Below are 12,504 nucleotides of genomic sequence, written 5' to 3' on the forward strand. Positions count from 1 at the left end.
ATGCCCACCAACGGCGCACCCACGAAGATCACCCAGGGCTCCCGGACCAAGGGCGGCATCGGCGAGTCCACGCTCCGCCCGGACGGCACCCTCAAGGTCACCGGCGAGTTCGCGTACTCGTCCGACATGTGGCACGAGGACATGCTGTGGGGCCAGATCCTCCGGTCGACCGTCGCGCACGCCGAGATCGTGTCCATCGACACGAGCGAGGCGCTGGCCATGGCGGGTGTCTACGCCGTCATGACGTACGACGACCTGCCCACCGAGGTGAAGAACTACGGACTGGAGATCCAGGACACCCCGGTCCTCGCCCACGGCAAGGTCCGCCACCACGGAGAGCCGGTCGCGATCGTCGCCGCCGATCATCCGGAGACGGCCCGCCGCGCCGCCGCGAAGATCAAGGTCGACTACCGCGAACTGCCCGTCATCACCGACGAGGCCTCCGCGACCGCGCCGGACGCGATCCTCGTCCACGAGGGCCGCGACGACCTCCCCCAGTCTCAACTTGGTTCGACCGGGGGGACCCCCATCGCCGGGCACGTCGGGCACCCGAACATCGTCCACCGCCAGCCGATCATCCGCGGTGACGTGGAAGCCGCACGGCAGCGGGCCGACGTCATCGTCGAGGGCGAGTACACCTTCGGCATGCAGGACCAGGCCTTCCTCGGCCCCGAGTCCGGCCTCGCCGTGCCGGAGGAGGACGGCGGCGTCCACCTCTACATCGCCACCCAGTGGCTGCACAGCGATCTGCGCCAGATCGCGCCCGTGCTCGGGCTGCCCGAGGACAAGGTGCGGATGACGCTGTCCGGCGTCGGCGGCGCGTTCGGAGGGCGCGAGGACCTGTCGATGCAGATCCACGCCTGCCTGCTGGCACTGCGCACGGGCAAGCCCGTCAAGATCGTCTACAACCGTTTCGAGTCCTTCTTCGGGCACGTCCACCGCCACCCGGCGAAGCTGTACTACGAGCACGGGGCCACGCGCGACGGCAAGCTCACCCACATGAAGTGCCGGATCGTCCTGGACGGCGGCGCGTACGCCTCCGCCTCCCCGGCGGTCGTCGGCAACGCCTCCTCGCTGTCCGTCGGCCCGTACGTGATCGAGGACGTGGACATCGAGGCCATCGCCCTCTACACCAACAACCCGCCCTGCGGCGCCATGCGCGGCTTCGGCGCGGTCCAGGCGTGCTTCGCCTACGAGGCGCAGATGGACAAGGTGGCGAAGAAGCTCGGCATGGACCCGGTGGAGTTCCGGCAGCTCAACGCCATGGAGCAGGGCACGCTTCTGCCGACGGGCCAGCCCGTCGACTCCCCGGCCCCGGTCGCCGAACTCCTGCGCCGTGTCAAGACGATGCCGATGCCGCCGGAGCGCCAGTGGGAGTCCAGCGAGGGCGCCGACGTACGGCAGCTGCCGGGCGGCCTGTCCAACACCACGCACGGGGAAGGCGTCGTACGCGGGGTCGGCTACGCGGTCGGCATCAAGAACGTGGGCTTCTCCGAGGGGTTCGACGACTACTCGACCGCGAAGGTGCGGATGGAGGTCGTGGGCGGCGAGCCCGTGGTCACCGTCCACACGGCCATGGCCGAGGTCGGCCAGGGCGGTGTCACCGTGCACGCGCAGATCGCCCGGACCGAGCTGGGCGTCACCCAGGTGACCATCAACCCGGCCGACACCCAGGTGGGCAGCGCCGGTTCGACGTCCGCCTCCCGGCAGACGTACGTCACCGGCGGCGCCGTGAAGAACGCCTGTGAGATCGTCCGCGAGAAGGTCCTGGAGATCGGGCGCCGCAAGTTCGGGTCGTATCACCCGGCGTGGGCCACGGCCGAACTGCTGCTGGAGGGCGGCAAGGTCGTCACCGACGGCGGTGAGGTCCTCTCCGGCCTGGCCGACGTCCTGGAGGGCGAGACCGTCGAGGTCGAGGAGGAGTGGCGGCACCGGCCGACCGAGGCCTTCGACCTGCGCACCGGGCAGGGCAACGGGCATGTGCAGTACTCCTTCGCCGCCCACCGCGCCGTCGTCGAGGTCGACACCGAACTCGGGCTGGTCAAGGTCATCGAGCTGGGCTGCGCCCAGGACGTCGGCAAGGCGCTCAACCCGCTGTCCGTGCTCGGCCAGATCCAGGGCGGCACGACACAGGGCCTGGGCATGGCGGTCATGGAGGAGATCGTCGTCGACCCGAAGACGGCGAAGGTGAAGAACCCGTCCTTCACCGACTACCTGATCCCGACCATCCTCGACACGCCGACCATCCCGGTCGACGTCCTCGAACTCGCCGACGAGCACGCCCCGTACGGGCTGCGCGGCATCGGCGAAGCACCCACCCTGTCGTCGACGCCGGCGGTCCTCGCGGCCATCCGGAACGCGACCGGGCTCGAGCTGAACCGGACTCCGGTACGGCCCGAGCACCTCACGGGTACGTCACTCTCCGAGGCCTGAGCAGGAGAGTCCCGTCCGGGGGACCGCGTCCCCGTGTGTCCCCCGGTCCCCTTTCGTTCGTCTCGGGCCGTCCCCCGGGTCGTGCATCCCAACCCCCTATGAAACTTGGGAGTAGGCCCACATGACCCAGCAGTCAGTAGAGCCGAGGACCACAGCCGAGGACGCGGGCGAAGGCACCCGCGTCCCGGCCGGACGGTCCTGGCTCGACCGGTACTTCCACATATCCGGAAGAGGATCGACGGTCGCGCGTGAGGTGCGCGGCGGCATCACCACCTTCATGGCGATGGCGTACATCCTCCTGCTCAATCCCCTGATCCTGTCCGGCAAGGACGCGGTGGGGGACACCCTCGCGCAGCAGGGCCTGATCACCGCGACCGCGTTCGCGGCGGCCCTCACCACGCTGCTGATGGGGTTCGTCGGCAAGGTGCCGCTCGCCCTCGCCGCGGGCCTGTCCGTCTCCGGAGTCCTCGCCTCCCAGGTCGCGCCCGAGATGACCTGGCCGCAGGCGATGGGCATGTGCGTGATGTACGGCGTGATCATCATGCTGCTGGTCGTCACCGGCCTGCGCGAGATGATCATGAACGCGATCCCGCTCGCGCTCAAGCACGCCATCACCATGGGCATCGGCCTGTTCATCGCCCTCATCGGCTTCTACAAGTCCGGCTTCGTGCACCAGGGGAAGGCCACTCCCGTCACGCTCGGCCCGGCGGGCGAACTGGCCGGCTGGCCGGTCCTGCTCTTCGCCGGCACCCTGCTGCTGATCTTCATGCTCCAGGCCCGGAACATCCCGGGCGCCATCCTCATCGGCATCGTCGGCGGCACCGTCGTCGCCGCGATCCTGAACGCGGCCGGTGTCGTCGACCCCAAGCAGTGGGCGGCCGGGGCACCCGAACTGCACGGCAGCGCGGTGTCCATGCCCGACTTCTCGCTCTTCGGGGACGTGGAGTTCGGCGGCTGGGGCGAGGTCGGCGCGATGACCGTCGGCATGATCGTCTTCACGCTGGTGCTCGCCGGGTTCTTCGACGCGATGGCGACCATCATCGGCGTCGGCACCGAGGCGAAGCTGGCCGACGACAAGGGCCGGATGCCGGGCCTGTCCAAGGCGCTGTTCATCGACGGGGCCGGCGGCGCGATCGGAGGCGTGTCCGGCGGCTCGGGCCAGACGGTGTTCATCGAGTCCGCTACGGGTGTCGGGGAGGGCGCGCGCACGGGCCTCGCCTCGGTCGTCACCGGCGCCTTCTTCGCGGCCTGTCTGTTCTTCACGCCGCTCACCGCGATCGTGCCGCAGGAGGTCGCGTCCGCCGCCCTCGTCGTCATCGGCGCGATGATGCTGATGAACGCCCGACACGTGGACTGGGCCGACCGGGCCACCGCCGTCCCGGTGTTCCTGACGGTCGTCCTGATGCCGTTCACGTACACCATCACCACCGGTGTCGCCGCGGGCGTCATCTCCTACGTCGCCATCAAGACCGCCCAGGGCAAGGCGCGCGAGATCGGCGCCTTCATGTGGATCCTCACGGCGGTGTTCCTCGTGTACTTCGCCCTCAACCCGATCGAGAGTTGGCTGGGCGTCCACTGACGCCCGGCGCACCCGCCTCGCAGCCTTAAGGAGACCGAGACAGATGCTGGACATCGCCGAGGAGCTGAACCGGTGGGTCGGGCAGGGCCGTGACTTCGCCGTGGCCACCGTGGTGGCCGTCGGCGGCAGCGCGCCCCGGCAGCCCGGCGCCGCGCTCGCGGTGGACGCCGAGGGCACGGCGATCGGCTCGGTCTCCGGCGGCTGCGTGGAGGGCGCGGTCTACGAACTGTGCGCACAGGCGCTGCGGGACGGCGAGACCGTCCTGGAGCGCTTCGGCTACAGCGACGACGACGCCTTCGCCGTGGGCCTGACCTGCGGCGGCGTCATCGACATCCTGGTCACCCCGGTACGGGCCGCCGATCCGGCCCGGCCGGTGGTCGCGTCCGCGCTCACCGCCGCCGCCTCCGGTCAGGCGGCGGCGATGGCACGGATCGTGTCGGGCCCACCCGAACTGACGGGCCGGGCCCTGCTGGTCCGCCCCGACGGGTCCTACGACGGCGGCTTCGGCGCCCATCCGGAACTGGACCGCACGGTCGCCGCCGAGGCGGGCGCCTTCCTGGACGCCGGCCGCACCGGCACCCTGGAGATCGGGGAGAGGGGCTCACGCTGCGGAGCACCGCTCACGGTCCTGGTCGAGTCCTCGGTCCCGGCGCCCCGCATGATCGTCTTCGGCGCGATCGACTTCGCGTCGGCACTGGTCCGCATGGGCAAGTTCCTCGGCTACCACGTCACGGTGTGCGACGCACGCCCCGTCTTCGCGACCCGGACGCGCTTCCCGGAGGCCGACGAGATCGTCGTCGACTGGCCCCACCGCTACCTGGAGGGCACCGACACCGACGCCCGCACGGTCCTGTGCGTGCTGACCCACGACGCCAAGTTCGACGTGCCCCTGCTGCGACTGGCGCTGCGCCTGCCGGTGGCGTACGTCGGCGCCATGGGCTCCCGGCGCACCCACCTGGACCGCAACGCCCGCCTGCGCGAAGTCGGCGTCACCGAAATGGAGTTGAGCCGACTCCACTCACCGATCGGCCTGGACCTCGGAGCCCGCACCCCCGAGGAGACGGCCCTGTCCATCGCCTCGGAGATCGTCGCCGGGCGGCGCGGAGGCAGCGGGGTCTCCCTCACCGGGGCCCACACCCCGATCCACCACGAGCCGGAGCCACGGGCGGTGGGGCGGATCGGGACGGTGGCCTGAGGTCCTCGGCGGCTAGCGCGCCTCGGCCTCCAGGAGCGAGAACGGTTCCGCCTCCGGCAGTGGGGTGACCGTGACGAGGGACAGCCCGGCGGCGTGGCACAGGTCCTCGAAGTCCTGGCGGGTGCGTTCCCTGCCGCCCACGTTCACCAGCATGTTGAGGTCGCTGAGATACGTGCCCCCGTCACCGTCGGTCCCGACGGCCTCGGGCAGCACGGGTTCCAGGATCAGGACGCGTCCGCCGGGAGGCAGCGCCGCGCGGCAGTGGCGCAGGATCGTGACCGCCCGGTCGTCCGGCCAGTCGTGCAGGATGCTCTTCATCAGATAGAGGTCCGAGCCCCTGGGAACCGAGCGGAAGAAGTCCCCTGCTGCCAGGGAGCAGCGTTCCGTGAGCCCGTGCCGGCCCAGGGTCTCCTGCCCCTGGGCCAGTCCCTCGGCCGTGTCGTACACGACACCCTTGAGACCGGGGAACGCGGCGAGGAGGCCGGCCAGGAGCGTGCCGTCCCCGCCGCCGACGTCCGTGACCGAGCCGAACCGGCCGAAGTCGAAGGCGCCCGGCAGCGCGGCGGCGGTCTCCGCGGTGGCCTGGCTCATCGCCGCGTTGAACATCGTGGACAGCTCGGGCTGCCCGGCGAGATGGCTGAAGAAGTCCGTGCCGAAGACGGCGTCGAACGCGACATCGCCGGTACGGACGCTGTCGTCCAGGTGCTCCCAGGCGCGGATGATCGCCGGCTCGGTGAACATCCGCACGAAGGAGGTCAGCGAGTCCGGGCGGTTGGAGTCGAGGAGGGCGCCCGCGGGGGTCACCGCGAAGGTGCCGGGGGCGTGCTCCTCGAGCAGTCCGAGGCCGGCCAGAGCGCGCAGCAGCCGGGTCATCGGCTGGGGCGCGCTTCCCGCGTCGGCGGCCACGTCGGCGGCCGGACGCGGTGTGTCGCCGATCAGCTCGACGATCCTCAGCCGGACGGCCGCACGGACGGTCTGGGCGGCCATGCTGCCGAAGACGAGCCGTACGAGCAGGTCACGGTCGGTCAGGTCGGGCGCGAGAACGTGGGTGTTCGCCACGGGATCTTCCTCCTGGGTGGTGGGGGCCGGTCAGCCTGCGGATGCGGTGCGGCCGGCCAGGGCGGTGGGCGTGCAGCCCGCGAAGGCCAGGACGTCGCGGTGGAGATGGGGCTGGTCGGCATACCCGCACGCCAGAGCGACGTCGGCGGCGTTGATGCCGGCGCCGAGTGCCCGGGCGGCGTGGTCGAAGCGGACCAGCATGGCGGCGCGCTTCGGGGTGAGGCCGATCTGGTCTCCGAACCGGGACCACAGCCGCTTGCGGCTCCAGCCGCAGGAGGCCGCCAGGTCCTCGACCCGTACCCGGCCCCGCCGGGCCACGATGGTCTCCCAGACGGCGGCGACCTCGGGCGCCATCGCCGGTGCCCGCGCGGCCCGCCCCGCGAGGAACTCGTCCACGAGCGCGAGACGGTGCTCCCAGACGGAGGTCTCGGCCATCCGCTCCCGCAGCCGTCGCCCCTCCCGCCCCCAGAGGTCCTCGAGCCCGGTGACGGATCCGTCCAGCTCGCGCGGCGAGACACCCAGCAGCGCATACGCGGTCCGGGGCGACAGGCTCATCTCGACGCACTCGACACCGGCACCGCGGATCCGGGCCGGGCCGGGCGACAGCGCGGCGACGAGGCTCCGCAACGGCCGGTGCCCGGTGGCGCCCTCGACGGAGAACGGTTCGTCCCCGAGCCCGATGACGACGATCACCGCGGGCTGAGGCAGCACCCGCAAGTCCAGCCCACCGGCGGCCCGCTCACGGAACCCGGCCATCCGGACACCGCCGAGCGACAGGTCACCGCGGGGGAGGACGACGTCCCAGCCGGGCTCGGTCTCCGCTTCGTAGCTGCGCATGTCTCCACGGTCGCCGACATCCGGGCGTCTGTCTTGGACGAAAGTTCCGGACGGAAGCGCTCCCGGCGCCCCTCACGCCTGTCTCAGCAGGCGGTTCAGCGCACGGCCGAACACATACCGTGCCGAGCTCGCCACCACGCCGTCGAAGAGCGAGGGCAGCAGCCGGATGCGGATCTCCTCGCGCCACACCACGCGGGCACGGCCGCCGGGTCCCGGCCGGACCTGCAGTTCCGCCCAGCCCAGCACCACACGGCCCCGCTTCTCCAGACGGCACATCCCCTGGGCCCCGTTCTCCGGGGGTTCCCACACCGTGACCTCCATCGGGTCGTCGAAGGACAGCGGTCCGACGCCCGTGCGGGCCAGGACGACCGTGCCGACGCGGGTCGGACCGGCCGGGACCGGGCCGACCCGCGTCAAAGGCACCCCGTCCCCGTGCCGCCGCCACTCCGTGATCCGCCGCCACGCCTCGTCGAGGGGGAGCGGGACCGTCCGTTCGAGCAGGATGTTCGCCACGTCCCGATCGTAGGGAACCCACGCTGTCCAGCGGCCCGCTCGGGTACGGCTCACCCACTCGGCCCATACCGGACCCGGGGCCGCACGGGGGCGGGTATACGCGCGGTTCATAGTGGCCCGGAAGACTCCCGACGGGGCTGACCTGGTGTTTGAGAAGGTCGCATCGCGGCACTCGCCAGCTCCTAAGGCCCCGCACGCCGCCCGGGACGGAGCACAGCCGTATGACCTCGTACGCCGTCGTGATCCCGACTCTCGTACGGGACACCCTCGCCGACTGTCTCGCGGCGCTCGCCGCCGCGACCGGGCCGCGGCCCGGTGAGATCGTCCTCGTCGACGACCGGACCGACCCGGGCCCAGGGGAACTGGAGCACCCGTTGAGCGTGCTGGGCGACCTGCGGGGGCGCACCACAGTGCTGGGCGGCGGTGGTCGTGGGCCCGCCGCCGCCCGCAACACCGGACTGCGGGCCGTGACGGCGCCGTGGACCGTGTTCCTCGACGACGATGTGCAGGTCGGGCCCCACTGGTGCGATCAGCTCGCCGAGGACCTGGCCGAGGCGTCGCCCGACATCGCGGGCGTCCAGGGCGTCATCGCCGTCCCGCTGCCCGGCGAACGCCGCCCCACCGACTGGGAACGCGGCACGGCCGGACTCGCCCGCGCCCACTGGATCACCTCCGACATGGCGTACCGCACGGAGGCGCTCAAGCAGGTCGGCGGCTTCGACGAACGCTTCCGGCGTGCCTTCCGCGAGGACGCCGACCTCGCGCTGCGCGTACTCGACTCGGGCTGGCGCATCCGGCAGGGCCGCCGCACCACACGGCACCCCGTGCACCCCGCCTCCCGCTGGGTCTCGGTGCGCCAGCAGCGCGGCAACGCCGACGACGCCCTCATGCGGCATCTGCACGGGCCCGACTGGTGGGACAAGGCCGTCGCGCCGCGCGGCCGGATCCGCACCCACGCGGCGATCACGACCGCGGGTGTCGCCGCGTGCGCCCTCGCCGCCGCCGGGCACGGACGGGCCGCGACGGCCTGCGCGCTCGGCTGGGCGGCCGGCACGGCGGAGTTCGCCCGGACCCGTATCGCGCTCGGCCCGCGCACCCGCCACGAGGTGACGACCATGATGGCGACCAGCGTGCTCATCCCGCCCGCCGCGACCTGGCACCGGCTGACCGGCGCCTGGCGCCACCGCCACGCCCCCGCCTGGCAGGACGAGGTGACCTCGTGAGGCGTCAGGTGACGGCCGTGCTGCTGGACCGCGACGGCACGCTCGTCGAGGACGTCCCCGACAACGCCGACCCCGGCCGCGTACGCCCCGTCGAAGGCGCCCGGGAGGCGCTCGCCCTGCTGCGCGAGCGCGGCATCCGCACCGGTGTCTTCACCCATCAGCCCGGCGTCGCGCGCGGGCGGCTCACCGACGCCGATGTGCGCCGCGTCGATCACCGCGTCGACGAACTCCTCGGCCCCTTCGACGTGTTCGCCGTCTGCCCGCACGGTCCCGACGACGGCTGCCACTGCCGCACACCCCGGCCCGGCCTGGTGCTGTGGGCGGCCGGGCGGATCTGCGCCCGGCCCGCCGACCTCGTCGTCATCGGCGACACCGGAGCCGACGCGGAGGCCGCACACCGGGCGGGCTGCCGTGGCGTCCTCGTCCCGACCGCGCGGACCCGCCCCGACGAGACCGTACGCGCGGACCACGTCGCCCCGGACCTGCTGACCGCCGCCCGCGCGCTCCTCGACGGACCGCCCAAGGGCCGTGTCCTCGCCGACGAACGCCCCATCCGGCAGGCCTTCACGGCCGATCCCGGTTAGGGGCGGCGGACGCTCAGGTCCCGCACCACCGGCACATCAGCCGGAACGTCGCGTACAGGGTCAGGGGGCACAGGGCGGCGAACGCCCAGATCACCCCTGGTTCGGAGGTGACGATCCCGGCCACCAACAGGCCGACCGACACCGCGAACAGGACCATCGCGGTCCAGACGCGGGGGCGGTAGCCGGCCAGGCGGGCCAGGACGAGGGCGGGGTCGGGGCGACGGCGCACCCGCAGGGTGCGCAGCCGGCGGTCGAGGCGGCGGTCGCGGCGCAGGGCGCGTTCCATCTCGTCGAGGATGCGCTGCTCGTGATCGGGAAGTCGGCCGATGGACACGCTTTCTCCTTCCGGTCGGCCGGACCGTCTCTCCTCCCGGGGGGACGTGCGGCGGGGGAAGCGGGGAAGTTCAGCGGGGAACGTAGATGCGGATGCCCCGTGAGGTCACGGAGCTAACCGGCGACCGGCCGTGCCAGCGCCTCGACGAGCCGGTCCGCGCTGTCGGGCACGGTGCCCTCGCGGAATCCGTCGCGGATCTGCCGTGCGGTCACCCGGCCGCCGGTCAGGCACCAGTCCCACCAGCGGTCCAACTGCCGCACGTCCAGCCGCTCGGCGGCCACCAGCGCGGGCCAGCCGCAGGCACGGGCCTGCGCGGTCAGCTTGGAGCCGCCCGCGACCGGATCGACGGCCAGCACCGGCGTGCCGACCCGCAGCGCGATCACCAGCCCGTGCAGCCGGTCCGTGACGACGAGGTCCATCCGGGCCAGCACGGACTGGAGCTGCGCCGGCGTCGCACTCAGATGCCAGTCGTGCGCGTCGAGCCGCGTCTCCAGTTCCAGCCTGCCGCAGTCCTTCCCGGCCAGCCACCGCGTCACCTCCTCGGCCACCTGCCCGTGCCGCCTCAGCTGCCCGTACTCGTGCTGCCCGTGCGCGAGGATCACCCCGACGACGGGCCGGGCAGGCACGTCCGGGGCGCGGGCCGCCAGATCCTCCACCGGCTCACGGTCGGGAGCGTCCCGCGGCAGTACCCGGTGGAAGCCGGTCACGGCTGTGCTGCCGGGGTCGATCACCGAAGTGCCCACGGCGATCCGCACACAGTGCGCGAACCGCCGGTGCAGCTCCTCGACCTGCGGCCCGTGCAAGGGGCCGCACACGAACACCAGGTGGGTGTAGTCCTCGGGCCACAGCCGCTCCAGATGCAGGGCCTCCGGACGGAAACCCGGACTCCAGGCGACGTCGTAGGGGATGCCCGTCCCCCGCAGCACGTCCTCCACCCGGCGCAGGGCCAGCACGTCCCCGGCGGTCGCCTCCCTGTCCCGGAAGCTGAACCACCCGGCCAGCAGAACCCTGCGCGGTCGTTCGCCGTCTTGTATGCGCACATGCCCTGAGTGCCCCTCCCACCGGGAACACAATCAGGGCATTACGCGCATTTAACCTGCCGTCACTGGGTGTAGAAGGTGGCGTCCGCCCGGTCGGTCGCCGTGCTCACCGTCTGCACGTTCAGCAGGTACTCCCCGTGGCGGACGTATCGCCCCGGGTAGTTGTACGACTCGAACGACACCCCTGCCGAGTCGGCGAGCCCGGCGCGCCGGTGGAAGGCGGCGTCGGAGGCGAACCCCGCGCTGCCGTCGTTCCTCTCCAGCCACACCTCGAAGTTCCTGTGCCGCAGGTAGTAGCCGGGGAAGTTGGCCGACTCCAGCGAGACCGTGCCGCTGCCGGTCAGACCGCCGACGACGCGGAACTGCGAGTCGGCGAGCGGGGAGACACCGGCCTCGATGCGGGCGCGGTACTCCCAGTGCCGGACGAAGCGGTCCGCGAAGTGGTACGACGACAAGCGCTGCGGGGTGACCCCGTCGGCCACGGGGATCCCGAAGTCCGGCGTGCCGTCGGCCTTCCAGTACACCTTCTGCACGCGGGTGCGGCGGTTGGGGTCGTTCAGCGGGTCGCCGCTGATGTCCTTGTAGCTGCGGTCGTGGTACACGAGGACGTCGCTCTTGCCGTCCTCGGAGACGGTGAAGGAGTTGTGGCCCGGACCGTACTGGCTGGTCGCGGCGCTGCCGGCGAACACCGGGGTGGGGCTCTTGGACCAGGACGCCTGGCTGAGCAGGTTCGCGCTCGCGGAGGCGGTGAGCATGCCCAGGCAGTAGTTGCTGTCGGTGGCGCTGGCGGAGTACGTCATGAACACCTTGCCGCCGCGCTGGACGACCGCCGGGCCCTCGTTGACCTTGTAGCCGACGGTCTCCCAGGAGTGGGTGGGCCGCGACAGCATCACCGGAGTGCCGGTGATCGTCCAGGGGTTGGCCATCCTCGCCAGGTAGATGTCGGTGTTGTTGTTCACGGCGGGGTCGCGCTGCGCCCACGCCAGGTAGCGCACGCCATTCACGACGAAGGTGGTGGCGTCCAGGGAGAAGCTCTCCCACTGGGTCCTGATCTGGCCCTTCTCGGTCCAGCCGGCGGTGAGCGGGTTGGCGCCCGTGCCCTCCAGGACGTACATCCGGATCGCCCACACGTCATTGCTGGCGCCCGCCGCGAAGTACACGTACCACTTGCCGTCGATGAAGTGGATCTCCGGCGCCCAGATGTGGGCCCCCATCACACCACTGGCGTGCTTGGTCCAGATGGTGGTCTCGGGGGCCGTCCTCAGCCCCTGGATCGTGGTCGCCCGGCGCAGCACGATGCGGTCGTACTCGGGGACGGTCGCGGTGAAGTAGTAGTAGCCGTCGGTGTGTTTGACGATGTGCGGGTCGGCCCGCTTCTCCGCGATCGGGTTGGTGTACGTGACGGCGGGCGAGTCGGGCACGGCGGCGTGCGCGGGCGCGCCCGCGAGGCAGGGTGCGAGGGCGACCAGCATCGCCAGGAGCAGGCGAACGGCGTTGCGTCTCAAGGGAGTTCTCCAGTCCACGTCAGGTCGCGGGGACGAGGCGCCACTGCTGGCAGTTGTTGTTCAGCCACGTCCACTGCCGTACGTCGGTGTCGTCCGCGGTACCGGCAGTTCGCCACGTCGGTGTCCAATGTCCGTAATTTCGAACGCAGTTCGTGAATCCGGCCATGAAGTCGGTCAGAAGATAAGTGGGGCCCGTGCCTCC

Annotated in this window: 11 protein-coding genes and 1 pseudogene; 5 read left to right on the plus strand and 7 right to left on the minus strand. The window is 71.8% G+C overall.

The features are described from left to right. From ACFT4A_RS04565 to ACFT4A_RS04575, 3 genes are all read left to right on the plus strand, one after another. Nucleotides 1–2,433: a xanthine dehydrogenase family protein molybdopterin-binding subunit gene (locus tag ACFT4A_RS04565; protein WP_382825899.1), complete on the plus strand. Its 2,433-nt coding sequence runs from the start codon at nt 1–3 to the stop codon at nt 2,431–2,433. Nucleotides 2,434–2,554: 121 nt separating this feature from the next. Then, nucleotides 2,555–4,012, plus strand: a complete 1,458-nt coding sequence (locus ACFT4A_RS04570; protein WP_382825900.1) for an NCS2 family permease — start codon at nt 2,555–2,557, stop codon at nt 4,010–4,012. 43 nt (nt 4,013–4,055) lie between these two features. Continuing rightward, a complete protein-coding gene (locus tag ACFT4A_RS04575; protein ID WP_382825901.1) occupies nt 4,056–5,207 on the plus strand; it encodes an XdhC family protein in 1,152 nt (383 codons plus the stop codon). Between the two features lie 12 nt (nt 5,208–5,219). Here ACFT4A_RS04575 and ACFT4A_RS04580 read toward each other — a convergent pair whose 3' ends face one another. The 3 genes from ACFT4A_RS04580 to ACFT4A_RS04590 all read right to left on the minus strand — a co-directional run bounded on the left by ACFT4A_RS04580 (nt 5,220) and on the right by ACFT4A_RS04590 (nt 7,616). Then, nucleotides 5,220–6,194 (minus strand): methyltransferase, encoded by a 975-nt coding sequence (locus ACFT4A_RS04580; RefSeq protein ID WP_382825961.1) that lies wholly within the window; start codon nt 6,192–6,194, stop codon nt 5,220–5,222. A 102-nt stretch (nt 6,195–6,296) separates the two neighbouring features. Beyond that, complete coding sequence (locus ACFT4A_RS04585; protein ID WP_382825903.1) at nt 6,297–7,103, minus strand: helix-turn-helix domain-containing protein; 807 nt, start codon at nt 7,101–7,103, stop codon at nt 6,297–6,299. A gap of 72 nt (nt 7,104–7,175) precedes the next feature. Continuing rightward, entirely contained in the window at nt 7,176–7,616 is a 441-nt protein-coding gene (locus tag ACFT4A_RS04590) for an SRPBCC family protein (protein WP_382825905.1), read from the minus strand. Between the two features lie 221 nt (nt 7,617–7,837). On the opposite strand from ACFT4A_RS04590, the gene ACFT4A_RS04595 reads away from it, so the two are divergent. Further along, on the plus strand, nt 7,838–8,839 hold the full coding sequence (locus ACFT4A_RS04595) for a glycosyltransferase family 2 protein (RefSeq protein ID WP_382825907.1): 1,002 nt from the start codon (nt 7,838–7,840) through the stop codon (nt 8,837–8,839). After that, complete coding sequence (locus ACFT4A_RS04600) at nt 8,836–9,423, plus strand: D-glycero-alpha-D-manno-heptose-1,7-bisphosphate 7-phosphatase (protein WP_382825909.1); 588 nt, start codon at nt 8,836–8,838, stop codon at nt 9,421–9,423. The genes ACFT4A_RS04595 and ACFT4A_RS04600 overlap by 4 nt, the downstream gene beginning before the upstream one ends. A 13-nt stretch (nt 9,424–9,436) precedes the next feature. On the opposite strand, the gene ACFT4A_RS04605 is transcribed toward ACFT4A_RS04600, so the two are convergent. From ACFT4A_RS04605 to ACFT4A_RS04620, 4 genes and pseudogenes are all read right to left on the minus strand, one after another. Further along, on the minus strand, nt 9,437–9,757 hold the full coding sequence (locus tag ACFT4A_RS04605) for a DUF3040 domain-containing protein (RefSeq protein WP_382825910.1): 321 nt from the start codon (nt 9,755–9,757) through the stop codon (nt 9,437–9,439). A 113-nt stretch (nt 9,758–9,870) separates the two neighbouring features. Next, entirely contained in the window at nt 9,871–10,797 is a 927-nt protein-coding gene (locus ACFT4A_RS04610) for a polysaccharide pyruvyl transferase family protein (RefSeq protein ID WP_382825912.1), read from the minus strand. A 62-nt stretch (nt 10,798–10,859) separates the two neighbouring features. Continuing rightward, the gene (locus ACFT4A_RS04615; RefSeq protein WP_382825962.1) at nt 10,860–12,269 is read right to left on the minus strand and encodes a family 43 glycosylhydrolase; all 1,410 of its coding nucleotides are present in this window, start codon (nt 12,267–12,269) and stop codon (nt 10,860–10,862) included. A gap of 52 nt (nt 12,270–12,321) precedes the next feature. Further along, nucleotides 12,322–12,421 (minus strand): annotated as a pseudogene (locus ACFT4A_RS04620) (RICIN domain-containing protein); the annotation flags it as partial. Nucleotides 12,422–12,504 lie beyond the last annotated feature (83 nt).

The sequence above is a fragment of the Streptomyces sp. NPDC057099 genome (assembly GCF_042671245.1).
GTDB lineage: Bacteria > Actinomycetota > Actinomycetes > Streptomycetales > Streptomycetaceae > Streptomyces > Streptomyces purpurascens.

Excerpts from the sequence above, each read along its gene's own strand:
- ACFT4A_RS04585 (WP_382825903.1), bottom strand. The coding sequence starts at position 7,103 with ATGCGCAGCTACGAAGCGGAGACCGAGCCCGGCTGGGACGTCGTCCTC.
- ACFT4A_RS04575 (WP_382825901.1), top strand. The coding sequence starts at position 4,056 with ATGCTGGACATCGCCGAGGAGCTGAACCGGTGGGTCGGGCAGGGCCGT.
- ACFT4A_RS04565 (WP_382825899.1), top strand. The coding sequence starts at position 1 with ATGCCCACCAACGGCGCACCCACGAAGATCACCCAGGGCTCCCGGACC.
- ACFT4A_RS04615 (WP_382825962.1), bottom strand. The coding sequence starts at position 12,269 with ATGCTGGTCGCCCTCGCACCCTGCCTCGCGGGCGCGCCCGCGCACGCC.
- ACFT4A_RS04580 (WP_382825961.1), bottom strand. The coding sequence starts at position 6,194 with ATGGCCGCCCAGACCGTCCGTGCGGCCGTCCGGCTGAGGATCGTCGAG.
- ACFT4A_RS04595 (WP_382825907.1), top strand. The coding sequence starts at position 7,838 with ATGACCTCGTACGCCGTCGTGATCCCGACTCTCGTACGGGACACCCTC.
- ACFT4A_RS04570 (WP_382825900.1), top strand. The coding sequence starts at position 2,555 with ATGACCCAGCAGTCAGTAGAGCCGAGGACCACAGCCGAGGACGCGGGC.